General features: G+C 43.6%; 24 protein-coding genes, 4 tRNA genes and 3 rRNA genes. 6 read left to right on the top strand and 25 right to left on the bottom strand.

All coding sequences use genetic code 11. From position 1 onward, the window contains the following. The first annotated feature begins 219 nt into the window (after positions 1 to 219). Positions 220 to 687 (top strand): hypothetical protein, encoded by a 468-nt coding sequence (locus tag MHI33_RS03430; RefSeq protein ID WP_065099121.1) that lies wholly within the window; start codon positions 220 to 222, stop codon positions 685 to 687. 64 nt (positions 688 to 751) lie between these two features. Here the strand turns inward: MHI33_RS03430 and MHI33_RS03425 are convergent, their stop codons facing one another. The 7 genes from MHI33_RS03425 to groES form a co-directional block, all read right to left on the bottom strand. Further along, on the bottom strand, positions 752 to 1,168 hold the full coding sequence (locus MHI33_RS03425) for a hypothetical protein (protein WP_065099120.1): 417 nt from the start codon (positions 1,166 to 1,168) through the stop codon (positions 752 to 754). A gap of 169 nt (positions 1,169 to 1,337) precedes the next feature. Further along, the gene (locus MHI33_RS03420) at positions 1,338 to 1,949 is read right to left on the bottom strand and encodes an FMN-binding negative transcriptional regulator (RefSeq protein ID WP_065099119.1); all 612 of its coding nucleotides are present in this window, start codon (positions 1,947 to 1,949) and stop codon (positions 1,338 to 1,340) included. Positions 1,950 to 1,969: 20 nt separating this feature from the next. Further along, positions 1,970 to 2,488: a GNAT family N-acetyltransferase gene (locus MHI33_RS03415; RefSeq protein ID WP_065099118.1), complete on the bottom strand. Its 519-nt coding sequence runs from the start codon at positions 2,486 to 2,488 to the stop codon at positions 1,970 to 1,972. Positions 2,489 to 2,510: 22 nt separating this feature from the next. Next, the gene (locus tag MHI33_RS03410; RefSeq protein WP_044141446.1) at positions 2,511 to 2,963 is read right to left on the bottom strand and encodes a MarR family winged helix-turn-helix transcriptional regulator; all 453 of its coding nucleotides are present in this window, start codon (positions 2,961 to 2,963) and stop codon (positions 2,511 to 2,513) included. 116 nt (positions 2,964 to 3,079) lie between these two features. Further along, on the bottom strand, positions 3,080 to 3,211 hold the full coding sequence (locus MHI33_RS03405) for a hypothetical protein (RefSeq protein WP_258395145.1): 132 nt from the start codon (positions 3,209 to 3,211) through the stop codon (positions 3,080 to 3,082). Between the two features lie 122 nt (positions 3,212 to 3,333). Next, positions 3,334 to 4,968 (bottom strand): chaperonin GroEL, encoded by a 1,635-nt coding sequence (gene groL / locus MHI33_RS03400; protein WP_065099117.1) that lies wholly within the window; start codon positions 4,966 to 4,968, stop codon positions 3,334 to 3,336. A 55-nt stretch (positions 4,969 to 5,023) separates the two neighbouring features. Next, entirely contained in the window at positions 5,024 to 5,308 is a 285-nt protein-coding gene (gene groES / locus MHI33_RS03395) for a co-chaperone GroES (protein ID WP_003214120.1), read from the bottom strand. Between the two features lie 230 nt (positions 5,309 to 5,538). Between groES and MHI33_RS03390 the strand changes: the two genes are divergently transcribed. From MHI33_RS03390 to MHI33_RS03380, 3 genes are read left to right on the top strand one after another with little or no spacing between them, the layout of a single operon-like run. Beyond that, on the top strand, positions 5,539 to 6,273 hold the full coding sequence (locus MHI33_RS03390) for a CPBP family intramembrane glutamic endopeptidase (protein WP_065099116.1): 735 nt from the start codon (positions 5,539 to 5,541) through the stop codon (positions 6,271 to 6,273). Then, positions 6,270 to 6,464 (top strand): YdiK family protein, encoded by a 195-nt coding sequence (locus MHI33_RS03385; protein WP_003213897.1) that lies wholly within the window; start codon positions 6,270 to 6,272, stop codon positions 6,462 to 6,464. Before MHI33_RS03390 ends, MHI33_RS03385 begins: the two co-directional genes overlap by 4 nt. 56 nt (positions 6,465 to 6,520) lie before the next feature. Beyond that, positions 6,521 to 7,147: an NUDIX hydrolase gene (locus MHI33_RS03380; protein WP_065099115.1), complete on the top strand. Its 627-nt coding sequence runs from the start codon at positions 6,521 to 6,523 to the stop codon at positions 7,145 to 7,147. 41 nt (positions 7,148 to 7,188) lie between these two features. Here the strand turns inward: MHI33_RS03380 and tatC are convergent, their stop codons facing one another. From tatC to moaC, 4 genes are read right to left on the bottom strand one after another with little or no spacing between them, the layout of a single operon-like run. Beyond that, a complete protein-coding gene (gene tatC / locus MHI33_RS03375) occupies positions 7,189 to 7,938 on the bottom strand; it encodes a twin-arginine translocase subunit TatC (protein ID WP_437435422.1) in 750 nt (249 codons plus the stop codon). A 15-nt stretch (positions 7,939 to 7,953) separates the two neighbouring features. Next, the gene (locus tag MHI33_RS03370; protein WP_003214302.1) at positions 7,954 to 8,133 is read right to left on the bottom strand and encodes a twin-arginine translocase TatA/TatE family subunit; all 180 of its coding nucleotides are present in this window, start codon (positions 8,131 to 8,133) and stop codon (positions 7,954 to 7,956) included. Between the two features lie 27 nt (positions 8,134 to 8,160). Beyond that, the gene (locus MHI33_RS03365) at positions 8,161 to 8,814 is read right to left on the bottom strand and encodes a redox-sensing transcriptional repressor Rex (protein WP_003214118.1); all 654 of its coding nucleotides are present in this window, start codon (positions 8,812 to 8,814) and stop codon (positions 8,161 to 8,163) included. Between the two features lie 15 nt (positions 8,815 to 8,829). Further along, the gene (gene moaC / locus MHI33_RS03360) at positions 8,830 to 9,321 is read right to left on the bottom strand and encodes a cyclic pyranopterin monophosphate synthase MoaC (protein WP_003214058.1); all 492 of its coding nucleotides are present in this window, start codon (positions 9,319 to 9,321) and stop codon (positions 8,830 to 8,832) included. A gap of 139 nt (positions 9,322 to 9,460) precedes the next feature. On the opposite strand from moaC, the gene MHI33_RS03355 reads away from it, so the two are divergent. Continuing rightward, complete coding sequence (locus tag MHI33_RS03355; RefSeq protein WP_283924179.1) at positions 9,461 to 11,383, top strand: ABC-F family ATP-binding cassette domain-containing protein; 1,923 nt, start codon at positions 9,461 to 9,463, stop codon at positions 11,381 to 11,383. Between the two features lie 270 nt (positions 11,384 to 11,653). Here MHI33_RS03355 and tsaD read toward each other — a convergent pair whose 3' ends face one another. From tsaD to MHI33_RS03295, 12 genes are all read right to left on the bottom strand, one after another. Then, positions 11,654 to 12,682, bottom strand: coding sequence for a tRNA (adenosine(37)-N6)-threonylcarbamoyltransferase complex transferase subunit TsaD (tsaD, locus tag MHI33_RS03350; protein WP_283924178.1), 1,029 nt, complete (start codon positions 12,680 to 12,682; stop codon positions 11,654 to 11,656). Beyond that, the gene (gene rimI, locus MHI33_RS03345; RefSeq protein ID WP_003214231.1) at positions 12,675 to 13,103 is read right to left on the bottom strand and encodes a ribosomal protein S18-alanine N-acetyltransferase; all 429 of its coding nucleotides are present in this window, start codon (positions 13,101 to 13,103) and stop codon (positions 12,675 to 12,677) included. The genes tsaD and rimI overlap by 8 nt, the downstream gene beginning before the upstream one ends. A 25-nt stretch (positions 13,104 to 13,128) precedes the next feature. Beyond that, positions 13,129 to 13,818, bottom strand: coding sequence for a tRNA (adenosine(37)-N6)-threonylcarbamoyltransferase complex dimerization subunit type 1 TsaB (gene tsaB, locus MHI33_RS03340; RefSeq protein ID WP_340909101.1), 690 nt, complete (start codon positions 13,816 to 13,818; stop codon positions 13,129 to 13,131). Then, entirely contained in the window at positions 13,799 to 14,314 is a 516-nt protein-coding gene (gene tsaE, locus MHI33_RS03335; RefSeq protein WP_445661769.1) for a tRNA (adenosine(37)-N6)-threonylcarbamoyltransferase complex ATPase subunit type 1 TsaE, read from the bottom strand. Before tsaE ends, tsaB begins: the two co-directional genes overlap by 20 nt. Beyond that, complete coding sequence (gene thiL, locus MHI33_RS03330; protein WP_340909096.1) at positions 14,289 to 15,266, bottom strand: thiamine-phosphate kinase; 978 nt, start codon at positions 15,264 to 15,266, stop codon at positions 14,289 to 14,291. Before thiL ends, tsaE begins: the two co-directional genes overlap by 26 nt. A gap of 278 nt (positions 15,267 to 15,544) precedes the next feature. Next, positions 15,545 to 15,621, bottom strand: a tRNA-Asp gene (locus MHI33_RS03325). Positions 15,622 to 15,669: 48 nt separating this feature from the next. Further along, positions 15,670 to 15,746, bottom strand: a tRNA-Met gene (locus MHI33_RS03320). An 18-nt stretch (positions 15,747 to 15,764) separates the two neighbouring features. Continuing rightward, positions 15,765 to 15,880, bottom strand: a 5S ribosomal RNA gene (rrf, locus tag MHI33_RS03315). Between the two features lie 61 nt (positions 15,881 to 15,941). Continuing rightward, positions 15,942 to 18,872 (bottom strand): 23S ribosomal RNA (locus MHI33_RS03310). A 182-nt stretch (positions 18,873 to 19,054) separates the two neighbouring features. Beyond that, positions 19,055 to 20,603, bottom strand: a 16S ribosomal RNA gene (locus MHI33_RS03305). Together the 16S, 23S and 5S rRNA genes with 4 tRNA genes alongside form the textbook arrangement of a ribosomal RNA operon. A 181-nt stretch (positions 20,604 to 20,784) precedes the next feature. Continuing rightward, positions 20,785 to 20,858 (bottom strand) — tRNA-Gly (locus tag MHI33_RS03300). 11 nt (positions 20,859 to 20,869) lie between these two features. Then, a tRNA-Arg gene (locus tag MHI33_RS03295) sits at positions 20,870 to 20,946 on the bottom strand. Between the two features lie 369 nt (positions 20,947 to 21,315). On the opposite strand from MHI33_RS03295, the gene gltP reads away from it, so the two are divergent. Beyond that, positions 21,316 to 22,566, top strand: a complete 1,251-nt coding sequence (gene gltP / locus MHI33_RS03290; protein ID WP_034666069.1) for a glutamate-aspartate/proton symporter GltP — start codon at positions 21,316 to 21,318, stop codon at positions 22,564 to 22,566. Positions 22,567 to 22,763: 197 nt separating this feature from the next. Here the strand turns inward: gltP and MHI33_RS03285 are convergent, their stop codons facing one another. Next, on the bottom strand, positions 22,764 to 23,783 hold the full coding sequence (locus tag MHI33_RS03285) for a S66 family peptidase (RefSeq protein ID WP_340909093.1): 1,020 nt from the start codon (positions 23,781 to 23,783) through the stop codon (positions 22,764 to 22,766). Positions 23,784 to 23,856: 73 nt separating this feature from the next. Continuing rightward, entirely contained in the window at positions 23,857 to 24,732 is an 876-nt protein-coding gene (locus tag MHI33_RS03280; protein ID WP_065097481.1) for a DMT family transporter, read from the bottom strand. Positions 24,733 to 25,016: the final 284 nt, after the last annotated feature.

The following is a 25,016-nucleotide window of genomic DNA, read 5'->3' as shown; positions in this document are numbered from 1 at the left end:
TGAAGTCTAGGAAGGACGAGCATCGGAGCGGAGCGAATTTGACATTCGTGAGCACCGGAGCGCAGACCTGACAACGAATGCGAAGGTTTGTCTACACGCTGAAGCGCCCTTTTTGGGTGCTTTTTATTGTTCACAGCTTATCAACACTTCTCTTTTAATCAAAACAAGGATTCGTGGTAACATAAACATACATACTTCGAAGAAAAAAGGAGAACGAACGTGAAAAAAAGTCTACTTGTTTTCATGAGCCTAGTTGCAAGTCTCTTCATGCTAGCAGCTTGCTCAAATACGACAAACGAACAAAAAACAGAAACGAAGGCACTTCCAACGATCAATGAACGCATTCAAAAAGAAACGAAAGAAGTCATGGAACAGTCTAAACTCATAAAAGACACAGCGATTACCGTTGATCAAAAGAAAAAAGTCATTTCATTAAACGTGATCGCTTCCTCTGACACCAATAGTGATTACGCTGAAGTCATCGGTTTAAACTTTGCCAAGACACTGGCCATTGGAGCTTCAACTGAAAAAGAAAACAACCTGCACAAACCGGAAAATGACAGCCTTGGTGCTCTGTATTCTTTTTACGACCTAAACATCACCGTGAAACAAGAAAACGGCAAAGTGCTGGCAAAGGGAACGAAAAAAACAAATGAAACAAAAATCACTTGGGAAAGAGCCCAGTAATTTATGATTTTTTACGATAAAAAAGCTTGTAGAGGATTGATCGCTCTACAAGCTTTTTTCAAGTTTATACAGACAAATCATCTCTCATCGCATCGACCAGTGTGTGAATATCTGAGTGAGCCCACGATGCTAATCGTACCAACAAATCATCGATACACTCATACAAATGGTGTTCCCTCAAAATATACTCCTTATAAAATGGAATGACAAAGAAATAGAGCAAATCAGCCAATTCAAGTGCAACGTTATCGTCATCCTCATCTTCTAACGCCTGTCCAACACTTTGAATCAGCCACTTCAAATCTGCTTTCTTTTCAATCGGAACATACATCAGTTGATGAATAATATCCGTATCCTTCGTTTGTAAAATCCGCTCAGCCGCTTCCTTTGACAGCGCCCCAATTTCTGTAGAAGATATATTCACAACAGCTAATTCACCCTCTGATCTCACTCGATTCATTTGCAGCAAGTTTTGGTCCATTTCGACTCACTCCCCATTCTCAGATACTTTTATTATAAGGAATTGATCTGATCTTTTATGGAAATAGTGGATTTTTTTATGTAATTTTAAAGAAAATGTGACATTATAAACCAAGGTATCTCATATCTCTCAAAACAAAAAAACACTCTTGATCATAAGAGTGCTTTTCTCATACGTCCTTTACCTTCTCTTTCATCGCCTTAGCCATTTCCACTTCTCCCTCTGCTTCCAACTTTTCAATAATGTGAGCATAATCCCTTTCATGGCGATTTTGGCTTAATTTAAAAGCAGCCTGAACTTCATCAATGATGATTTTAAAGCCTACAATGCCTTTCATTTGTTTCTCTAACAGTTCATCAGACAACGTATGCCATAACACTGGTTGTTCTCTATGGCTTTCGTATGTCTCCAGCATCGTTGTTAATTCTTTGACCAGTTCCGATTTTTCAAGCAGTTTAGCCTTTCCATAAACATGAACAGCTTGGTAATTCCATGTCGGTACTGCTTCTTTTTCATACCATGAAGAGGATATGTAGGCATGCGGCCCTTGAAAAATCACAAGCACCTGCTCATTCTCTTCAAACGTTTTCCACTGAGGATTCCCAATGGCCATATGCCCTGAGATCACAAACGAATCTTCAATTTGAAGAAAACTCACTGGGATATGTGTCGCAATGGGCTTTCCATCCATCGTGGTCACAACTGTTGCAAATGAATGTGATTGAATAAATGCTTTTACTTCCTCCATATCTTTCACTTGAAAAAATGATGGAATATGCATGTTCCCTTCCCCCTTTTTGATCAGCTAAGTGTTTTGGTCATAATGAGGTCCAATTGTTCTTCGTCTCCCAAAAGGAAGGCGTGCACCCCTGTTTGAACAAACCCAAGCTTTTGATAAAATGCGATGGCCGCTTTGTTGTGCTCCCACACCCCAAGCCAAACATCACGTTTATGATATTTCTTCGCGATCTCAAAGGCTTGATTGATTAAATATCGGCCTAATCCTTGTTTTTGAAAGGACTGCTTGATATAAATTCTTTCAATCTCTAACGCTTCACTTCCCATCTCTTCTGACTGCGCATCCTCCATATTGACCTTCAAATAACCAGCAACTTCGCCATTCACTTGAACAAAATAGAACTGTGAAAATGGATGATGTAATTCTTTTAACAGCTGGTTTGGATGAAAGGCTGTCTTTACGTAAGCATCGATATTTTCGGCTTCGTTTGGATCCTGAAAGGTTTCTTTAAACGTGTCGCTGCCGACTTTTTGCAGCTCTTTTACATGCTGATCATTACACGGAATAAAAGTAACGGTCATTGAAGTCATCACTCCTCATCATTTAGTAGCGTCTCTTATTTCCTTTTTTCACATAATCCCAATCTTTTTCGATATTTTGTCTCACCCTGATGAGATACTCATTTATCTGTTCCACTTCCTCTTCAGAAAATCCATCCAGCGCTACTTGATTCGAGTAATCATGTTCTCGTTTGATCAGTGGATATATGGCTTTCCCTTTATCGGTTGGACACAGCTTTTTGATTTTTTTATTCACCGGGTCATCTTTCTTCTCAATAAAACCATGAAGCTCTAGTTTTTTGATAGCACGGGCAGCCGTTGTTCGATCCACCTTGATCATTTCCGCTAGCTTTTCCTGAATGATGCCCGGCTCCTCACAAATACGCACAAGATACAAATACTGCCCCTTCGTTAAATCGTACTCTTTAAATTCAATATTACTAATGGAATCAAGCGCCCGAGCAATCACGCCGATTTCTCGTAAAATCTCTTTCATTTATCACGACTCCTTTTTGTTGCATTTACAATAAATCATTAAAATTAGTATAGTTCATTAATGTTGTATTTGCAATAAAAAAACCCACTTCCTCTGTAGAAGTGGGTTGCAACCTCTTATTTATCACGCTTCTTCGATCCAAACAATCCAAACACGACGGCCAGTGCAACAATAATCGCCACCCAAGTCGTCAAGCCCATACGATCACCGCTTTTCTTTTTATAATCATATTTTAGGTAAAGATTCATAAAATCATTATCTCTTATGTTAACGAATGAGAGGCGGTGAAGGTTTCAGTTCATCAGAAATCGTGACCAAATTCATGAAGACAAAACAAAAACCCCTATATTTCAAGGGGTTTTCGAGGGTGTTACATCATGCCACCCATTCCGCCCATGCCGCCCATATCCGGCATTCCGCCGCCTGAGCCGCCTTCTTCTGGTTTGTCAGCAACGACTGCTTCAGTTGTTAGAAGCATTGCTGCAACAGAAGCTGCGTTTTGAAGTGCAGAGCGAGTTACTTTTGTTGGGTCAACGATTCCTTTTTCGATCATGTTTACCCATTCGTTTGTTGCTGCGTTGAAGCCTACGCCAATTTCTTCGTTTTTCAAGCGCTCAACGATGACTGATCCTTCAAGACCTGCGTTGTGAGCGATTTGGCGGATTGGCTCTTCAAGAGAACGTAGAACGATGTTTACACCTGTTTGAACGTCACCATCAGCTTTGATTGAAGCGACTTTTTTGTATACATTCACAAGTGCTGTACCACCACCGGATACGATACCTTCTTCAACTGCTGCACGAGTTGAGTTGAGTGCATCCTCGATGCGTAGTTTACGCTCTTTTAGTTCTGTTTCAGTTGCAGCACCAACTTTGATGACAGCGACGCCACCAGCTAGTTTTGCAAGACGTTCTTGTAATTTTTCTTTATCGAATTCAGAAGTTGTTTCTTCTACTTGTGCACGGATTTGGTTCACACGTGCTGAGATTTGAGCAGAATCTCCTGAACCTTCTACGATGGTTGTGTTTTCTTTTGTCACAACGACTTTAGAAGCGCGGCCAAGCTGACCGATTTCAGTTGATTTCAGGTCAAGTCCTAGATCTTCTGTGATTAACTCTCCGCCAGTTAGAACAGAGATATCTTCAAGCATTGCTTTACGACGATCACCGAATCCAGGTGCTTTTACTGCCACTGCGTTGAATGTTCCACGAAGTTTGTTCACAACAAGTGTTGCAAGTGCTTCGCCTTCTACATCTTCAGCAATGAGCAATAATGGTTTTCCTTGTTGTACAACTTGCTCAAGTACAGGAAGGATTTCTTGAATGTTTGTGATTTTTTTATCAGTGATTAAGATGTAAGGATTTTCAAGAACCGCTTCCATCTTATCAGAATCCGTCACCATGTATGGTGAAGCATATCCGCGGTCAAACTGCATTCCTTCAACCACTTCAAGCTCAGTTGTGAATCCTTTAGATTCTTCGATTGTGATCACGCCGTCGTTACCTACACGCTCCATTGCTTCAGCGATTAGGCTTCCAACTTCTTCATCTGCTGCAGAAATAGACGCAACTTGAGCAATTGATTCTTTGCCTTCGATTGGTTTAGAAATCTCGTGCAAGCCTTCAAGTGCTACTTTCACTGCTTCTTCGATCCCTTTACGAACGCCAACAGGGTTTGCACCAGCTGTTACGTTTTTAAGACCTTCACGGATCATCGCTTGAGCTAGAACTGTTGCAGTCGTTGTACCGTCACCAGCTACGTCGTTTGTTTTGCTTGCAACTTCAGCCACAAGTTTTGCACCCATGTTTTCAAATGCATCTTCTAATTCGATTTCTTTTGCGATCGTTACACCATCATTTGTGATAAGTGGAGAACCGAATTTTTTCTCAAGAACCACGTTACGTCCTTTAGGTCCTAAAGTTACTTTTACAGCATCTGCAAGTGCATCTACACCACGTAGCATCGCGCGACGTGCTTCTTCACTGAACTTAATATCTTTTGCCATAATAACGAAACCTCCTCAGTCTTTTTAAAAATGTATCTCAATGTTTTTTATGTGATTAACCAATAACAGCTAAAATGTCGCTCTCACGAAGGATTAAATATTCTTTGCCTTCATATTTCACTTCAGTGCCTGCATATTTTGAGAAGATAATGCGGTCGCCTGTGTTTACTTCTAACGCAACGCGCTCACCACTTTCAAGTACACGGCCTGAACCTGCTGCAACAATTTTACCTTCTTGCGGTTTTTCTTTTGCAGAATCCGGTAACACAATACCGCTAGCGGTTTTTTCCTCAGATTCAACGAGTTCAATGATTACGCGATCGCCTAATGGCTTTAACATAAGAAACAACCTCCTCAATTTTTATATGTAGTCTTTTTTTAGCACTCATCACCAGTGAGTGCTAACACATTTATTATAATAAAGAATGTCTTCTGTAATTTCAAGTAAAAACCTTTAAAAATTTTTACGCTTTCATGATCTTTTTTCAACTCAGATTCTTTCCTTTTCATCGAAAAAGAAGACTTGTGTTACAATAAATCTAGTTCTTTTAGTAAAGGGGTTTTCGTTACTTGAAAAAACAATATTGGTACATCATCTTAACGTATATATTGGTGCAGGTTTCTGCGTTTCCGTATGTGTTCATTATGAAGTGGTTAGGTTACATTCAGACACCGATGACACAAGCAGAGCTCTCTAAATTGTCAGGTACATGGACAATCATCAGCTTCTGTGTCGGATTAATCATTATTCTGCTCATCCTTCGGACTGTGCCAAGAGCTTCACTTCGAAATGAAGAACCGGCTTCAGTCGGCGCGGCAATCGCTTGGATCATTGTCGGTTTCTTTCTATCACTTCTAACTCAATCGATTGCAGGAATGATTGAACAATATGCATTCGGCATTGGACGTGAGTCAGAAAACACGCAAAATATCTTATCTATTATGGATGCTTTTCCTTTTCTGGTTGTTATTATTGCACTAATTGGACCGATACTTGAGGAGATTATTTTCCGAAAAATCGTTTTTGGTGTAATTTATGAAAGGTCGAATTTTTTTATTGCGGCACTTGTTAGTTCAGTATTTTTCGCTGCTGCACATTCTGATTTTGACCACTTCTTTCTTTATACCGCAATGGGCTTTACCTTTGCCTTTTTATATGCGAAAACAAAACGAATCATTGTTCCAATCGGTGCTCATATGCTGATGAATTCGCTCGTTATTCTTGTGCAGATTGAGCCAGTAAGAAAAATGATTGAAGAACAATCTCAAACAATGCAAATGATTATTGGAGGCTTTTTCTCATGAGAAACCCTGTTGTATGGGGCATCATTTATTTTGCCGTAGGTGTGGCTTTCACCTATATGGCCATTCAAAATCCAGGTGACATGTGGTCATTTTACAGCATTTTGCTGATGGTGTTTGCGGCCTATAATATCAATATCGCGCTTAAAATGTTTGCCTTCTCTGTCAAACTCAAAAAACAGCAGCAAAAATAAATCAAAAACCATTTTCCGCACTTGGAAAATGGTTTTTTTATGGAGGACAAGTTTTCATGGAACAAGAAAAACTGAACATCTTAAATAAGCAGCATGAAACGATTGGAGTTACAACCCGTTCAGATGTCCACACCCGAGGCCTTTGGCATGAAACCTTTCATTTCTGGCTTCTCAAAAAGGAACATGACACCGTATATCTCTATTTTCAGCTAAGAAGTCCCGCAAAAAAGGATTTTCCTTCTCTGTTTGATATCACCGCAGCAGGTCACCTTCTAGCAAATGAACAGCCTTCTGACGGTGTGAGAGAGGTAGAAGAAGAGCTTGGTCTTACTGTCCCTTTTGAAGATCTAGCCTTTGCAGGTGTTATACAGGATGAAATTCATCTACCCGATTTGACTGATCGTGAATGTTGCCATGCCTATCTTTACGTCCATCAAGAAGAGCAGATGAACATTCAATTACAAAAAGAAGAAGTCGCTGGACTTTACAGAGCAAAACTAATGGATGCACAGCAGCTTTTCACTAGAAAATGTGACAACATGCAGCTGGAGGGCTTTGAAGTTGATGAATTCGGAGAACGACGTGAGAAAAGCAGAGTAGTCTGTATACAAGATTTTGTCCCGCATGAGACTGCCTATTATCAGCATCTATTTCAAGCGATCAATCAATTCCTTTCACAATAGAAAAAGCATCGTGACCCTTATTCGGATCACGATGCTTTTTTTTATGTGACATCATAACTTTCTTTCTCCTCTGTTTGCTGCATTTTGCGATAGGTCACTCTCGATATGACAATACTCACTTCGTACAATACGAGCATTGGCAAGGTAACCATGAGGTGAGAAACGATCTCTGGCGGTGTAATCAGTGCGGCAATGACAAGGAGGACAAAATAGGCATACTTCCGTATTTTTGATAAAAACATCGGTGTGATGATGCCAAGTCTTGTGAGAAACATCAACACAACGGGCATCTGAAACAAAAAGCCAAATGGAAGTGTTAACTGCATCAGAAATGTAAAATACTCATGAATCCCAATGACTTGCTCTACATTTAAATCATTCGACATTCGCATCATAAAATCAACGACAAACGGAAACAAAATAAAATAAGAGAAAGCCACACCGCTCAAAAATAAAAGCAGTGCAATCGGAATATAAGCAAGTGTCACCTTTCTTTCTTTTTCATATAAGCCGGGGCTCACAAACGCCCAAAGCTGATATAAAATCACGGGACACGTCAAAACCAAAGCGATGACAAATGCGAACTGCATAAACACGTACAGCGGATCTGTTAGCTTAAATGCATTCAGTGTCAGTGTGGCCGCTTCATCGGTATTTTGTAAATACACAATGACCGGCTTAGCAAGAAAAAAACCAGCCACCATAAAGGCGACAAAAAACATCGCAATGATCACTAAACGTTTTCGCAGTTCCACAATATGCTCCATAAGCGGCATATCTTTGACATTCATGAAGCTCATCCTATTCTACTGATCTTCTTTTTTCTTTTTTTCTTCCTGATCATCAGCTAAACCTTTTGTGGCATTTTTGAATTCACGTAATGTATCTCCTGCTGCTCTTCCTAATTCAGGAAGCTTTTTCGGCCCAAAAATAATGAGCGCAACAATCGCAATCAGAACCAAACTTCCAGGACCGATCGGACCCATTTGCTCCACCCCCTTTACCCCTTTTCGTCAATCCTCCTGTGTAACAGAGTAATGCTTTAAGAAATACACAAGTGACTGAAGTTCAACCGCCAAATCTATATGATGAATTCGAATGTGTTCCGGCACATTCAATCGAGCCGGCGTAAAATTAAGGATCCCTTTGATGCCAAGGGCAATCAAACGATCTGTAATGGGTTGAGCTGCTACGGCAGGTACTGTCAAAATAGCAACAGGTATATCCCCTACCTCTTGAACATGCTCTTCAAGCTTATCCAAATCATAGACAGGCACGCCGCCTATCTCACTTCCTATTTTACTCTCATTGACGTCAAAAGCCATCGAAATTTTTGTATTATTGTTTTTGATGAAATTATAGTGTAAAAATGCAGTCCCTAAATTCCCGACACCGATGAGCATGACATTGGTCATTTCATCTTGGTCAAGTGTCTTTCTGAAGAAGGTCAAAAGGTAATCGACATTATAGCCATACCCCTTCTTCCCAAGTGCACCAAAGTATGAAAAATCTCGGCGAATGGTAGCAGAATCCACTTTGACTGCATCACTAAGCTCTGCTGATGACACCCTTTGTTTTCCTGATGCATGCAGATTTTTTAAAAAACGGTAATATAGCGGCAAACGTTTGGCTGTCGCTTGTGGAATTTTTGACTGATCTATATTCATATAAGGTCCTCCAACTTAAATATCAGATGCTCTGTGAAAATCACCGTTTTTCCCACCTGTCTTTTCAATTAAATAGGTAGGACCGATGATCATGCCTTTATCAATCGCTTTGCACATGTCGTAAACGGTGAGTGCACATACTGAAGCAGAAGTGAGCGCTTCCATCTCAACACCCGTACTTCCTTTTGTTTTCACCTGTACTTGTATGTTCAGAATGTGCGCATTTCCGTCTTCCTCCCAATCAAAGGAGATATCCACACCTTTTAGTGCAAGCGGATGACACATTGGAATGATGGTAGATGTTTGCTTTGCTGCCATAATGCCAGCAACCTGTGCAACAGACAGCACATCCCCTTTTCCAATTTCACGCTGCTCTATTTTATGAAACACTTCTTTTATCATACGAACACTTGAAGCAGCAACGGCGGTTCTCACGGTAGACGATTTGTCACTAATGTCGACCATCTTTGCTCTTCCCTGTTCGTTAAAGTGGCTAAATTGACTCATCTTTTCAACGCTCCCTCACTCAAATGATACACTATTTTTTCCTATCTGTCTTTCATTTGAATATGGCGATTGTATGTAACATTTGCTGGTTTACTGCTGATAAGCTACACTTAACATATTATAGCAGAGGTGAAGTTACATGATGATTCTACAAGTGAATCAGCTATCCAAATCGTTTGGTGCTGATACCGTTTTAACGAATATAAAATTGGAAGTCAAAGCAAGGGATCGGATTGCCATTGTAGGTCGTAACGGCGCAGGCAAATCCACCCTTTTGAAAATCATTGCCGGTCAATTGTCTTACGAACAAGGTGAGATCATCAAACCAAAAGACCTATCGATCGGCTATTTAGCACAGCATACCGATGTGACGTCTACACGTACGTTAAAAGACGAATTATTATCGGTTTTTGATCATTTGAAAAAGATGGAACAAGAGATGAGAACCATCGAGGAGAAAATGGCTTCCTCCACAGGTTCTGAGCTGGATTCCCTCATGAAAACCTATGACAGGCTACAGCAGGAATTTAAAGATCAAGGCGGCTATCAATACGAAGCAGACGTCCGCTCCATTCTTCATGGGCTCGGCTTTAGTCACTTTGAAGATGGGACAACCGTTCAATCCTTAAGCGGCGGCCAGAAAACCCGTCTAGCGCTTGGAAAGCTCTTATTAATGAAACCAGAACTCTTAATTCTGGACGAGCCGACCAACCATTTAGATATTGATACCTTATCATGGCTGGAGCAGTATTTGCAAAATTATACAGGCGCCATTCTGATCGTGTCCCATGACCGCTACTTCTTAGACAAAGTGGTGAACCATGTATATGAAGTCTCAAGAACTGCTATGAAAAAATTTGCAGGCAACTATAGTAAGTATCTTGATCTGAAAGCTGAGCAGCTAGAGCGCGATATGAAGCTTTACGAAAAGCAGCAAGAGGAAATCTCAAAGCTCCAAGACTTCGTAGATCGCAACCTGGCAAGAGCCTCAACCACAAAGCGCGCTCAGAGCAGACGCAAGCAACTGGAACGGATGGATCGTATAGATAAGCCATTAGGTGATGAAAAATCCGCAAACTTTCATTTTGATATTACGAGACAAAGCGGCAATGATGTGCTGAAGGTACATGATCTCTACATTCGTTATGATGAAAAAACACCGCTTCTATCCTCTCTTTCTTTTCAGATCAAACGCGAGGATAGCGTGGCACTCATTGGTCCTAATGGGATCGGAAAATCAACCCTTTTAAAAACGTTAACGAACACATTAAAGCCTGTAAAAGGCGACATCACCTTTGGATCTCATGTCACAATCGGCTACTATGACCAAGAACAAGCCAAACTGACATCCTCCAAAAAAGTGCTCAATGAGCTTTGGGATGACTATCCTCATATGAATGAAAAAGAAATTCGGACATGTTTAGGGAACTTCCTCTTTTCCGGTGACGACGTCTTAAAGCCCGTTCATGCATTAAGCGGTGGAGAAAAAGCGCGCCTTGCCCTGGCAAAGCTGATGCTCCAAAAAGCCAATTTCCTGATACTTGATGAGCCTACAAACCATTTGGACTTAGATAGTAAGGAAATTTTAGAAAATGCACTGATTGATTATCCAGGAACCATCTTATTTGTCTCGCATGACCGTTATTTTATCAACCGTCTGGCAACGAAAGTATTCGAGCTGTCGCCTACAGAAACAAAAGAGTATCTCGGTGATTATGACTACTACCTTGAAAAGAAAAATGAACAATTAGAGCTTGAAGCGATTCAAGAAAATGAGGCGCTGAAAAAACAAGCAGCAAAGCCAGTTGAAACGGCAAAGCTTTCGTATGCGGAAGAAAAAGAACTGAAAAGGAAAGAAAGACAAAAGCAGCGCAGAATCGAGGAAATTGAAGAACGGATTGCTAACATTGAAGCGAAGCTTGGTGAAAATGAAGAGCTTCTATGTGATCCTGCTATTTTTCAAGATCACGAGAAGGTCCAAAACATTCAAACAGAAAATGATACGCTTCATCAAGAGCTGGAATCCCTTTTCGCAGAGTGGGAAGAGCTATCCGAATCGTAAAGAGTGCCCTAATGGGTGCTCTTTTTTCTTTTAGTGAAAATTTCTTATCCACATTAATATCCACAATAACTTCTTTATTATTCTTTTAAAAATCGGACTTATCCACTTTATCCACAGAGATTTAATCACATATCCACATAAAAGAACGTATTTGTGCACATCCACTTCATTTTAAAACGAAATTTTCTAACAATTGTGGATATATCACGTTTACTTGTGAATAAATCGCTTTCATTAAAAATGAAAAAACCTGTGTATCCACAGGAGTTTTCATTCATATGAGACAAGCGGTAAGCCCGGCTGGCCATTCATCGCCATATCGCCTCTTATACCTTTTTCAAACGCAATGGTTCCAGCAGCAGCGATCATGGCTGCATTGTCTGTACAAAGAGATAATGGTGGAATAATGACCTTCACGTCAGGAAGCTTCGTGAATGCTGTCGTTAAAGCTTCTCTCAGTCCTTTATTGGCAGCGACTCCACCAGCTAGGACAACCTGCTTGACGCCATAGGCCTCTGCCGCTTTTAATGTTTTCCCAACAAGCACCTCAATGACACTTGCTTGAAAACTTGCTGCCAAATTCTCTGGAGCAATTGTTTCTCCCTTTTGAGATGCATTGTGTAGTGTGTTAATAACAGCTGATTTTAATCCACTAAAGCTAAAGTGATAGGAACCTTCTTCAAGCCATGCACGTGGAAGCTTAATCGTTGGCTCTCCTTCATGTGCTAACCGATCAATATGAGGTCCGCCTGGATACGGAAGACCCATCGTCCGGGCCACTTTATCGTAAGCTTCTCCAGCCGCATCATCTAATGTTTCTCCGATAACCTCAAAAGACCCGTGCTCTCTCATTAGTACAAGCTCAGTATGTCCACCAGAGACGACAAGAGCCAAACATGGAAACTCCAATTCATCTACAAGTTGGTTTGCATAAATATGCCCCGCAATATGATGTACACCAACAAGAGGAATTTGATGAGCAAAGCTCAGTGCCTTTGCTGCATTGACACCGATTAGAAGGGCACCGACTAAGCCTGGTCCTTCTGTGACAGCAATGGCATCTAAATCCTGAAAGCTCATATTAGCCTGTGCCATTACTTCTTCTAACACGATGGTGACTTGCTCCACGTGATGCCTTGAAGCGATTTCTGGGACAACTCCGCCAAATCGTTTATGGCTTTCTATTTGCGATGCGACAACATTCGCTACAATTTCTTTCCCATTTTTCACAATAGATGCAGCTGTTTCATCACAGCTTGTCTCTATACCTAATATGAATCGATCTGTTTGTTCATTCATTTATATTCACCCACATGACCAATGCATCTTCCCCATTATCCGTATAATAATTCTTTCGAATAGAAGCTGGTCTGAAACCAAGCTTTTCATAAAGGGATTGTGCGGGTGTATTTGAAACCCGCACCTCTAAAGAAAGATGATCTGTCTTTTTTTCTTTACAAAATTCCATGACATATCGCAGCAACGCTTCCCCGTAACCCTTTCCTCTATGCTCAGGGAGAATCGCAATGTTCGTAATTTGTGCATCGTCCATGACGATCCAGACCCCGCAATATCCAACAGGCTGCTCATCTTCTTCAATGAGAAAATAATGGCTGTACTGGTTATGAAGAATCTCATAGACAAATGATTCTTTTTTCCAAGGGGCAGTAAACGAATGCACTTCAATCGTATACACCTCTGGAATGTCCGCTACTGTCATTTTTCGAATCTCTGTTATGTTGAGATTATTTTTGTCCTTCAAGCCATTTCACTTCCGCTTCTGCCAAACGAATATAGTTAGGAACAAGCTGATGGACATCTTCAGCAGGACGATCTGCCGCTAAAAATGCAAGCATTGAAGGTCTTGGGTTATGAAAAGCTCCCTCCGCTATCACAGCCGTTTCTCCTAAAATGGAGCGAATGCTCTCCTCATGAAGATGCACATCCTGTCCAAGAAATAGGACAGGCTTTCCTGTTTGCTTCAGCTCATGAAGCCAATCCGTGAGCAAGATATTTTGGTCTGGTTTGATCTCTTTGATCTTTCCTTCTTCAAACGTATATAGCCCAGTATATACTTGTCCTCTTCTCGCATCGAATAGTGGCGAGATCCATCCATCAAAGTATTGACCATTTGCCGCAAGTGTTTCTAAACTCGAAAAAGCCGATATCGGGATAGATAGCGTCCATGCGAGTGTTTTTGCAATGGTCACACCGATTCGGACGCCAGTGTAGGAACCAGGTCCTTTCGCTACAACAATTTTACTTAGTTCACTTGGGGCTACACCACATTCTTTCATCAATGCCTCAACAGTCGGCATCGCTCGGACGGAATGGTTCTTTTTTAAATACGTAATGCTCTCACCAATCACTGTGGAATCTTTGACAAGGGCAATTCCTAGTGTATGGTTTGACGTATCAATTGCCAGTATGGTCAAATTCTTTCATCTCCTTACAAAGGGTCTCATAGCGATCCCCTTTTGCACTAAACGTGAGATGACGTTCTTCTTCACGTTCTGTTCTCAGCATTTCTATTTTCAAATAGGAGGAAGGCAATTGAGGCCCAATGAGATGTGCCCACTCAACCAAGCATACACCTTCACCCTCAAAATATTCTTCGAGCCCGATATCTTCTTCCGCATCTTCCATGCGATACACGTCCATATGATAAAGTGGCAGTCTGCCATCGGTATATTCTTTAATGATCGTAAAGGTAGGGCTGTTGACGATACGGGTAATCCCTAAGCCTTCTGCAAAACCTTTTGAAAAAGTCGTTTTACCTGCGCCTAAATCCCCTTCTAATGTCAAAACATCGCCTGGCATCACAAGTTTGGCCAAAGCAGCGGCAATTCGTTTCGTCTCATCCGCACCTTTTGTCGTCCATGTTAATTTCACAGTTGATGTCACCTCATTTCTTAAAATGATTATATCCATTTTTCATTAACATTGTTTGCTGCTCATTGTCTTTTAATAGAACGCTTGCTGCTTGATCACCTTTGACTTGTCCAATGCGTTTGACTTGAATGTCTTTTTTTCTACATTGCATTTCAAAGCTTTCCCAATCAGCCTCTGGAATCGCACCAGTTAATACAAAGTCTTCCCCGCCAAATAACACCCATTCCAGCCAGTCTTTACGCAGCACTGGTAAATCTGGATGTACGGGGAGCTTGTTTGTTTCTATCTCTATCGTCACATGACTCGCTTCGGCTATCTCATTCAGCTCACTCGCTAATCCATCACTCACATCATTCAAAGTGACCCGAGGGAAGCTTGAGCAAATGATACCAGCAGCAATATGAGGCTGAGGCTTTTTATGACGCTCAAGAAAAAAGGCTGTGTCGACTGCCTTGGGAGGGACTATTTCGTTCATTAAAAGTGATAAGCCAGCAGCTGATGAACCAAGCTGACCTGTGACAAAGACGACGTCTCCTGTCTGAGCACTGTGACGATAACAAGCTTTCCCCTTTGGTACCTCGCCAATGACCGTCACTGTAATGACATAGTCACTGCGAGTGGCAACCGTATCTCCACCAATCAAATCCATTTGATAAGTATCAGCCAATGCTTTCATTCCCTCGTAAAGGGCTGAAACGACCGTCTCATCACCATGAGGCGGGATTGCAATTGATACAAGATAATACTTTGGGGTTCCTCCCATTGCGGCGATATCACTGACATTGACCGCTAGTGCTTTAAAGCCAATCTCAAAAGGTGTGGAAAAATCAAAGCGAAAATGAACATGCTCCACCATTGTATCAACACAAACGACCTCTTCACAATGTGAATGAGGTTGATAAACACTTGCATCATCACCGATGCCCATAACCAAAGAACGCTGATGTGTTTCTTTTGGTGTAATTCGGCGAATAAGATCAAATTCATCCATAAAAAGACAGCCCCTTCATGCAATCAATTGATTGAATAGACACGATGTCAGACATAATTAGTATTAGTGTAAGCCAATATGAGTTTCAGTTTCAATTAAAAATGATATAAATAAAGCCTGGTATGAAAAAAACCAGGCTGGGTTAAAGTGATCTATCTTTTCTTTTTACATAACATGTAGCCAAACACAAAGCCATTCAATGTATCTTGGATACGTATGAAAAGAAAAAGACATAAAAAAAAACGAAACTATACGTTTTCGTTTACAAGTCATAAAAATGGCGGTCCGGACGGGACTCGAACCCGCGACCTCCTGCGTGACAGGCAGGCATTCTAACCAACTGAACTACCGGACCATTTTGGTTGCACTCACTGAGCACTACCTATTGGTATATAAAATAATTTGGTTGCGGGGGCAGGATTTGAACCTGCGACCTTCGGGTTATGAGCCCGACGAGCTACCGAACTGCTCCACCCCGCGACGATATAAATATAACAAGCTTGGCGGCGTCCTACTCTCACAGGGGGAGACCCCCAACTACCATCGGCGCTGAAGAGCTTAACTTCCGTGTTCGGTATGGGAACGGGTGTGACCTCTTCGCTATCGCCACCAAACCTGATGGAGAGAATGTTCTCTCAAAACTAGATAACAATGTTCAAGCTTCACATTAGAATATAGGTTAAGTCCTCGATCTATTAGTATCTGTCAGCTCCACGTGTCACCACGCTTCCACCTCAGACCTATCAACCTGATCATCTTTCAGGGATCTTACTTCCTTGCGGAATGGGAAATCTCATCTTGAGGGGGGCTTCATGCTTAGATGCTTTCAGCACTTATCCCGTCCGCACATAGCTACCCAGCGATGCCCTTGGCAGAACAACTGGTACACCAGCGGTGCGTCCATCCCGGTCCTCTCGTACTAAGGACAGCTCCTCTCAAATTTCCTGCGCCCGCGACGGATAGGGACCGAACTGTCTCACGACGTTCTGAACCCAGCTCGCGTACCGCTTTAATGGGCGAACAGCCCAACCCTTGGGACCGACTACAGCCCCAGGATGCGATGAGCCGACATCGAGGTGCCAAACCTCCCCGTCGATGTGGACTCTTGGGGGAGATAAGCCTGTTATCCCCGGGGTAGCTTTTATCCGTTGAGCGATGGCCCTTCCATGCGGAACCACCGGATCACTAAGCCCGACTTTCGTCCCTGCTCGACTTGTAGGTCTCGCAGTCAAGCTCCCTTGTGCCTTTACACTCTGCGAATGATTTCCAACCATTCTGAGGGAACCTTTGGGCGCCTCCGTTACATTTTAGGAGGCGACCGCCCCAGTCAAACTGCCCACCTGACACTGTCTCCCTGCCCGATAAGGGCAGCGGGTTAGAAGGTCAATACAGCCAGGGTAGTATCCCACCGATGCCTCCACCGAAGCTAGCGCTCCGGTTTCCAAGGCTCCTACCTATCCTGTACAAGCTGTACCAACATTCAATATCAGGCTGCAGTAAAGCTCCACGGGGTCTTTCCGTCCTGTCGCGGGTAACCTGCATCTTCACAGGTACTATAATTTCACCGAGTCTCTCGTTGAGACAGTGCCCAGATCGTTGCGCCTTTCGTGCGGGTCGGAACTTACCCGACAAGGAATTTCGCTACCTTAGGACCGTTATAGTTACGGCCGCCGTTTACTGGGGCTTCAATTCGCACCTTCGCTTACGCTAAGCGCTCCTCTTAACCTTCCAGCACCGGGCAGGCGTCAGCCCCTATACTTCGCCTTACGGCTTCGCAGAGACCTGTGTTTTTGCTAAACAGTCGCCTGGGCCTATTCACTGCGGCTTCTCGGGGCTTTAACACCCTAAGAAGCACCCCTTCTCCCGAAGTTACGGGGTCATTTTGCCGAGTTCCTTAACGAGAGTTCTCTCGATCACCTTAGGATTCTCTCCTCGCCTACCTGTGTCGGTTTGCGGTACGGGCACCTCTCACCTCGCTAGAGGCTTTTCTTGGCAGTGTGGAATCAGGAACTTCGCTACTAAATTTCGCTCGCCATCACAGCTCAGCCTTCACGGGAAACGGATTTGCCTATTTCCCAGCCTAACTGCTTGGACGCGGATATCCAATACCGCGCTTACCCTATCCTCCTGCGTCCCCCCATTGCTCAAATGGTGAGGAGGTGGTACAGGAATATCAACCTGTTGTCCATCGCCTACGCCTTTCGGCCTCGGCTTAGGTCCCGACTAACCCTGAGCGGACGAGCCTTCCTCAGGAAACCTTAGGCATTCGGTGGACGGGATTCTCACCCGTCTTTCGCTACTCATACCGGCATTCTCACTTCTAAGCGCTCCACCAGTCCTTCCGGTCTGACTTCACAGCACTTAGAACGCTCTCCTACCACTGTTCGTAAGAACAGTCCGCAGCTTCGGTGATACGTTTAGCCCCGGTACATTTTCGGCGCAGAGTCACTCGACCAGTGAGCTATTACGCACTCTTTAAATGGTGGCTGCTTCTAAGCCAACATCCTGGTTGTCTAAGCAACTCCACATCCTTTTCCACTTAACGTATACTTTGGGACCTTAGCTGGCGGTCTGGGCTGTTTCCCTTTCGACTACGGATCTTATCACTCGCAGTCTGACTCCCAAGGATAAGTCATCGGCATTCGGAGTTTGACTGAATTCGGTAACCCGGTAGGGGCCCCTAGTCCAATCAGTGCTCTACCTCCGAGACTCTTACCTTGAGGCTAGCCCTAAAGCTATTTCGGAGAGAACCAGCTATCTCCAGGTTCGATTGGCATTTCACCCCTACCCACACCTCATCCCCGCACTTTTCAACGTGCGTGGGTTCGGGCCTCCATTCAGTGTTACCTGAACTTCACCCTGGACATGGGTAGATCACCTGGTTTCGGGTCTACGACCACGTACTCATGCGCCCTATTCAGACTCGCTTTCGCTGCGGCTCCGCATCTTCTGCTTAACCTTGCACGGGATCGTAACTCGCCGGTTCATTCTACAAAAGGCACGCCATCACCCTTTAACGGGCTCTGACTACTTGTAGGCACACGGTTTCAGGATCTATTTCACTCCCCTTCCGGGGTGCTTTTCACCTTTCCCTCACGGTACTGGTTCACTATCGGTCACTAGGGAGTATTTAGCCTTGGGAGATGGTCCTCCCGGATTCCGACGGAATTTCACGTGTTCCGCCGTACTCAGGATCCACTCTGGAGAGAACAACATTTCAGTTACAGGGCTGTTACCTTCTTTGGCGGGCCTTTCCAGACCTCTTCGCTTATATCGTTCCTTTGTAACTCCGTATAGAGTGTCCTACAACCCCAAGAGGCAAGCCTCTTGGTTTGGGCTGTTCCCGTTTCGCTCGCCGCTACTCAGGGAATCGCATTTGCTTTCTCTTCCTCCGGGTACTTAGATGTTTCAGTTCCCCGGGTATGCCTTCTCATACTCTATGTATTCAAGTATGGATACTACTCCATTACGAGCAGTGGGTTTCCCCATTCGGAAATCTCCGGATCAAAGCTTGCTTACAGCTCCCCGAAGCATATCGGTGTTCGTCCCGTCCTTCATCGGCTCCTAGTGCCAAGGCATCCACCGTGCGCCCTTTCTAACTTAACCATTTCTTACTTTAGAAAGAATCACTATGTGTGATGAACTTTGCATTGCATTCAATGTGAATGTATTACTTATTGTTATCTAGTTTTCAAAGAACAATCCTGTCTCGCTAGAGACATGTCTTGAAGGAATGATCCTTCAAAACTAAACAAGACGAAAACGCACACTGCTCCATATATCCTTAGAAAGGAGGTGATCCAGCCGCACCTTCCGATACGGCTACCTTGTTACGACTTCACCCCAATCATCTGTCCCACCTTCGGCGGCTGGCTCCATAAAGGTTACCTCACCGACTTCGGGTGTTACAAACTCTCGTGGTGTGACGGGCGGTGTGTACAAGGCCCGGGAACGTATTCACCGCGGCATGCTGATCCGCGATTACTAGCGATTCCAGCTTCACGCAGTCGAGTTGCAGACTGCGATCCGAACTGAGAACAGATTTATGGGATTGGCTAAACCTTGCGGTCTCGCAGCCCTTTGTTCTGTCCATTGTAGCACGTGTGTAGCCCAGGTCATAAGGGGCATGATGATTTGACGTCATCCCCACCTTCCTCCGGTTTGTCACCGGCAGTCACCTTAGAGTGCCCAACTAAATGCTGGCAACTAAGATCAAGGGTTGCGCTCGTTGCGGGACTTAACCCAACATCTCACGACACGAGCTGACGACAACCATGCACCACCTGTCACTCTGTCCCCGAAGGGAAAGCCCTATCTCTAGGGTTGTCAGAGGATGTCAAGACCTGGTAAGGTTCTTCGCGTTGCTTCGAATTAAACCACATGCTCCACCGCTTGTGCGGGCCCCCGTCAATTCCTTTGAGTTTCAGTCTTGCGACCGTACTCCCCAGGCGGAGTGCTTAATGCGTTAGCTGCAGCACTAAGGGGCGGAAACCCCCTAACACTTAGCACTCATCGTTTACGGCGTGGACTACCAGGGTATCTAATCCTGTTCGCTCCCCACGCTTTCGCTCCTCAGCGTCAGTTACAGACCAGAGAGTCGCCTTCGCCACTGGTGTTCCTCCACATCTCTACGCATTTCACCGCTACACGTGGAATTCCACTCTCCTCTTCTGCACTCAAGTTTCCCAGTTTCCAATGACCCTCCCCGGTTGAGCCGGGGGCTTTCACATCAGACTTAAGAAACCGCCTGCGAGCCCTTTACGCCCAATAATTCCGGACAACGCTTGCCACCTACGTATTACCGCGGCTGCTGGCACGTAGTTAGCCGTGGCTTTCTGGTTAGGTACCGTCAAGGTGCGAGCAGTTACTCTCGCACTTGTTCTTCCCTAACAACAGAGCTTTACGATCCGAAAACCTTCATCACTCACGCGGCGTTGCTCCGTCAGACTTTCGTCCATTGCGGAAGATTCCCTACTGCTGCCTCCCGTAGGAGTCTGGGCCGTGTCTCAGTCCCAGTGTGGCCGATCACCCTCTCAGGTCGGCTACGCATCGTCGCCTTGGTGAGCCATTACCCCACCAACTAGCTAATGCGCCGCGGGTCCATCTGTAAGTGACAGCCGAAACCGTCTTTCATCCTTGAACCATGCGGTTCAAGGAACTATCCGGTATTAGCTCCGGTTTCCCGGAGTTATCCCAGTCTTACAGGCAGGTTACCCACGTGTTACTCACCCGTCCGCCGCTAACATCCGGGAGCAAGCTCCCTTCTGTTCGCTCGACTTGCATGTATTAGGCACGCCGCCAGCGTTCGTCCTGAGCCAGGATCAAACTCTCCGAGGTATGCAGGATGCATATCACACATGCGTTGCTACACGATGTAGCGAACTTAGCATGTGATCATTTCCTGCCTCGTCAGCGTTTGACTGACTACCTATGATATAACATAGGATTTTTTTATAAAAACTCGAATTAACAGGTACGTTTTGTCTTGTTTAGTTTTCAAAGATCATATTTCAAAAAATGGAGCGGGTGATGAGAATCGAACTCACGACATCAGCTTGGAAGGCTGAGGTTTTACCACTAAACTACACCCGCGTGGTTTGTATTGGCGCGCCCGAGAGGAGTCGAACCCCTAACCTTTTGATCCGTAGTCAAACGCTCTATCCAATTGAGCTACGGGCGCTTAATCAGGCGACTTAATTATCTTAACATATCGTTTTTATCAAGTCAACATCTTTTTGAGATTTGTTTATCGCATGTGTTTGAATGTCTTTGTTTCAAATACGTCATCAGCGACGATTAAAAATATACCATGGATCATATAAAAGGGTCAATACATTTTTCTGAAAAAGTTTCATATTTTTTAAGAAGTGGTTTTTCCTTAGATAAATAGAGATGCAATAGCCCTATTTTCTTCCCTTTCTTCATAATTCCAATGATTCTTAAATAAAATCTTTCTAAATCCAAAGGAGGACAAAACATGGTCACATAGAATTTTTATTTATTGGAAAATTCTTAAAATTTTCCAAGCATTTAAAGGGGGTAGGAGATGATGAAAAAGTTCGTCGCTTTTCAAATCATGATCGCTTTGGTGATAGGAGCTCTTATCGGCCATTTCTTTCCTGACTTCGGGATGGCTCTCAGGCCAATTGGAGATGGATTCATCAGGTTGATTAAAATGATCGTTGTTCCTATCGTTTTCTCTACCATTGTTATTGGTGCAGCTGGCAGTGGTGGTATGAAGAAAATGGGAAGCCTAGGATTAAAGACGATCATTTGGTTTGAGGTCATCACAACCATCGTTCTAGGAATTGGTCTATTGCTGGCTAATGTTCTAAAGCCTGGCGTTGGCCTTGATTTCTCTAAATTAGCTAAGAAAGATATTGGTGAATTAGACGGTTATACGCAGAAAGTCGTCGACTTTAAACAAATGGTACTCGATATCATTCCAACGAATATCGTCGATGTCATGGCTCAAAATGATTTACTTGCTGTCATTTTCTTCGCCATATTATTTGGTGTAGCCGCAAGCGGCATCGGTAAGGCATCCGCTCCTGTTCTCACCTTCTTTGAATCAGTGGCACAAATTATGTTTAAGCTAACGCAGATGGTCATGGTGACAGCACCTATTGGAGTGCTTGCATTAATGGCTGCTTCCGTTGGTCAATATGGCATTGTGTTATTAATCCCAATGATGAAGCTTGTTGGGACTGTATTTTTAGGATTATTCATTATTCTCTTTGCTTTGTTCCCTCTAGTCGCACTGATCTTCCGTTTTAACTACTTCGAAGTTTTAAAAATGATTTGGGATTTGTTCTTGGTTGCCTTCTCTACTACAAGTACAGAAACTGTCCTTCCTCAGCTTATGTCACGAATGGAGAAATACGGTTGTCCGAAAAGAATTGTCTCCTTTGTCATTCCATCTGGTCTTTCTCTCAATTGTGATGGGTCCAGTTTATATTTATCGGTTTCCTGTGTGTTTCTTGCACAAGCGTTTGGTGTCGACATGAGTTTGTCACAGCAGCTTTTGATGATGCTTGTTCTTGTGTTAACGAGTAAAGGGATTGCAGCGGTGCCATCCGGTTCACTCGTCGTACTTTTGGCAACCGCCCATGCAGTAGGTCTTCCAGCAGAAGGCGTCGCCATTATCGCCGGTGTTGACCGAATTATGGATATGGCACGAACAGGTGTGAATGTTCCAGGTCATGCCGTTGCATGTATTGTCGTATCGAAATGGGAAAAAGTATTCCGCGAGTCTGCTTGGGAAGTTCCAAAAGCAGGTGAAGAAACAAAAGGAATGTAGTGTTATATGAAGGAAAGGGCTTCCCCTTTCCTTCAGCGTGTAGACAAACCCTCGCATTCTTTGTCAGGTCTGTGTGCCGGTGCTCACGAATGTCAAATTCGCTCCGCTCCGGTACTCGTCCTTCCTAGACTTCAAAGGTTTTCTATCACGCTGAGCTGAAAAGAAGACAAAAGGAATGGGCTTCCCCTTTCCTTTTCTTATGATAAAAATGATTGCTTTAGGACTGCTTTGCCTTGAGGTTGCAGCTGCACTTCTGCATATGCGCCATTAATCAGCGTCATTTGCGGCGGGACATGCCCACAATCTATATCGTAAAAAATGGGGATTTGTAATTCCTTTTGTAATTCTTCATATACATCCTGATATTCATATCCTTCCACAGGCACATCTACTGCACTTCGCCCAAACATAATACCTGAACAGTGGTCAAACCACCCGGCTAGTTGTAATTGAACAAGTGATCTCTTCACGCTTGCAGCATTTAATTCGCAGTTTTCGAAGTACCAGAGAATTGGTTCATCTTTTAAGAATGTTTTTTGAAAAGCTTTGACGTCTCCAAAAGGCGTCCCCGCTAAGTGGCGTATGACATCAATACAGCCGCCCATTAGCCTCCCCTTTACCATCTTTTCTTGTCGATCAACCGTATGCCATGCGGTCGGTTCTGTTAAATGAAAAACATGTTCAATCGGATTGTCAAACTGCCATTCCTTTTGATACATAGATGAAGAATATTGGCTGATGTCCATTTCCCCTTTTGTTGAAAGTACGTCTTCCCACATGACAGTCGTTTGATCAAGCTCTTCTCCCTGAAGATCTACTAGGTTCGGCCCATGCGCAGTGGCAATGCCTGTTTTGAATGTCAACGCCAGCAGGAGTGCACTCGTATCTGAGTAACCAAGAATCCACTTTTTTTGCATCGATGAGAAATCAAGGTGCTCTAGCACTTCCATAAGAAGCTGCCCTCCCCATGGCGGGATGATGTGATCAATCTCATCACAAGTCATCATGTACTGAAGCTCCTTTGCTCGTTCTACGGCAGGAGCTGATTTTGCCTTTTCCTGGTGCCATACCGTATCTCCACATATGACATCATAGCCTCTTTTTTTCATTCGCTCGCATGAGAGCTGAAACATGTCATGCAAAGACGGCTGTACACCTGAGGAAGGTGCTGTGACGCCAATTGTTTGTCCTTTTTGTAATTGTGGAAATTGTATCATCCTATTTCCCTCCATCCTCTCTCAATCTCTCATTTATAAAGAAGATGCCCCCTATTACAAGGGACATCTTCTTTTATTCCTTTTGACGCAGCACAGTATAGACACCTGCAAAGATACATAGAATGCCAATGAATGAGCGTAATCCCATTTCTTCTCCCAAAAGCAGCCAGCCAAGAACGGCACCTACGATCGGTTGAAAGAAAAAGAACAAACCGCCGCTTGAGGCATCCATTAATTGTAGCCCTCTATTCCATAAAAAGAATGCTAGAGCTGTTGAGATGATGCCTAGATAAAGAATACCGCCCCAAATCTCCGGCCTTGCCATCTGTTCCACTTCTAGGTGAGGTAAACGAAATAATACAGGCGGTGTTAAAACAATGAATGCAATGATGATCGCATATGTGGTTGTCACCACCTGAGGGTACTTTCCTGGAACACGTTTGAGTAAAACAGACATCAGCGCCCATGTTAAAGCAGCGAAGACCAATGAAAGACCACCAACAAATTCATCTGTCTGTACTGCAACTGGTCCAATCATGAGCCATACACCTGCTGTAGCAAGCAGGATGGATGCGCACTTTCGAACAGTCATGGCTTCTTTTAATAGAAAGAAAGCAAACAGCACCATAAACGCAGGAGTTGCAGATGTAATAACAGCCCCCATTTGTGCAGAGGTATACATCGTCCCAATTTCTTGGGTCACGATTGAAAGGAAATTTCCGATCAGCCCAATCAACACCATAAGTGGGATATCTTTTTTATCTAAGCGAAAGGAATAGCCCAAGCGCCAAATGGTGAACACCAAAACGACTCCTGCTACAGCATATCTCATCCAGACGAGCTCAAGTGGCGGGACAACTGCTACTGTTACTTTGACAACAACGTACATGCCGCCCCAAATACTTGCTGCGATTGCTAGGTAAAGGGCGCCTATATATTTTTCATTCATCATTTTCCCTCCGTTATTGGATATTTTGAATACCATATCCACAAACGGAGATCACTCTCCGTTATGGACGGAGGGCATTTGGAACATCATGTTCAAACAAAGGTTTGCACAGCATTGTCGTCACTCCAATTTTTTTATTTTCTGATACTTTATAACAGATTCTGGATGACTTCAATCCTTTTTGCACCTTTTTTCTTTATATAATAGAAGATAAGGGGCTATTGACATGCTAAATTCGTTTTCATATAGTAAGTAAAACTATAGGTCGTCACGCAGAAAAGGAG

Origin of the sequence: Bacillus sp. FSL K6-2971 (assembly GCF_038006405.1) — a bacterium.
GTDB lineage: Bacteria > Bacillota > Bacilli > Bacillales > Bacillaceae > Bacillus > Bacillus pumilus.
The sequence above is the reverse complement of the archived record's forward strand: the minus strand, read 5'-3'. Positions and strand labels throughout refer to the sequence as shown.

Coding starts and splice junctions, on each gene's coding strand:
- MHI33_RS03425 (WP_065099120.1), bottom strand. CDS start 1,168: ATGGACCAAAACTTGCTGCAAATGAATCGAGTGAGATCAGAGGGTGAA.
- MHI33_RS03420 (WP_065099119.1), bottom strand. CDS start 1,949: ATGCATATTCCATCATTTTTTCAAGTGAAAGATATGGAGGAAGTAAAA.
- MHI33_RS03415 (WP_065099118.1), bottom strand. CDS start 2,488: ATGACCGTTACTTTTATTCCGTGTAATGATCAGCATGTAAAAGAGCTG.
- MHI33_RS03410 (WP_044141446.1), bottom strand. CDS start 2,963: ATGAAAGAGATTTTACGAGAAATCGGCGTGATTGCTCGGGCGCTTGAT.
- MHI33_RS03405 (WP_258395145.1), bottom strand. CDS start 3,211: ATGAATCTTTACCTAAAATATGATTATAAAAAGAAAAGCGGTGATCGT.
- groL (WP_065099117.1), bottom strand. CDS start 4,968: ATGGCAAAAGATATTAAGTTCAGTGAAGAAGCACGTCGCGCGATGCTA.
- groES (WP_003214120.1), bottom strand. CDS start 5,308: ATGTTAAAGCCATTAGGCGATCGCGTAATCATTGAACTCGTTGAATCT.
- MHI33_RS03385 (WP_003213897.1), top strand. CDS start 6,270: ATGAGAAACCCTGTTGTATGGGGCATCATTTATTTTGCCGTAGGTGTG.
- MHI33_RS03380 (WP_065099115.1), top strand. CDS start 6,521: ATGGAACAAGAAAAACTGAACATCTTAAATAAGCAGCATGAAACGATT.
- tatC (WP_437435422.1), bottom strand. CDS start 7,938: ATGAATGTCAAAGATATGCCGCTTATGGAGCATATTGTGGAACTGCGA.
- MHI33_RS03370 (WP_003214302.1), bottom strand. CDS start 8,133: ATGGGTCCGATCGGTCCTGGAAGTTTGGTTCTGATTGCGATTGTTGCG.
- MHI33_RS03365 (WP_003214118.1), bottom strand. CDS start 8,814: ATGAATATAGATCAGTCAAAAATTCCACAAGCGACAGCCAAACGTTTG.
- moaC (WP_003214058.1), bottom strand. CDS start 9,321: ATGAGTCAATTTAGCCACTTTAACGAACAGGGAAGAGCAAAGATGGTC.
- MHI33_RS03355 (WP_283924179.1), top strand. CDS start 9,461: ATGATGATTCTACAAGTGAATCAGCTATCCAAATCGTTTGGTGCTGAT.
- tsaD (WP_283924178.1), bottom strand. CDS start 12,682: ATGAATGAACAAACAGATCGATTCATATTAGGTATAGAGACAAGCTGT.
- rimI (WP_003214231.1), bottom strand. CDS start 13,103: ATGACAGTAGCGGACATTCCAGAGGTGTATACGATTGAAGTGCATTCG.
- tsaE (WP_445661769.1), bottom strand. CDS start 14,314: ATGGATATAATCATTTTAAGAAATGAGGTGACATCAACTGTGAAATTA.
- thiL (WP_340909096.1), bottom strand. CDS start 15,266: ATGGATGAATTTGATCTTATTCGCCGAATTACACCAAAAGAAACACAT.
- gltP (WP_034666069.1), top strand. CDS start 21,316: ATGAAAAAGTTCGTCGCTTTTCAAATCATGATCGCTTTGGTGATAGGA.
- MHI33_RS03285 (WP_340909093.1), bottom strand. CDS start 23,783: ATGATACAATTTCCACAATTACAAAAAGGACAAACAATTGGCGTCACA.
- MHI33_RS03280 (WP_065097481.1), bottom strand. CDS start 24,732: ATGAATGAAAAATATATAGGCGCCCTTTACCTAGCAATCGCAGCAAGT.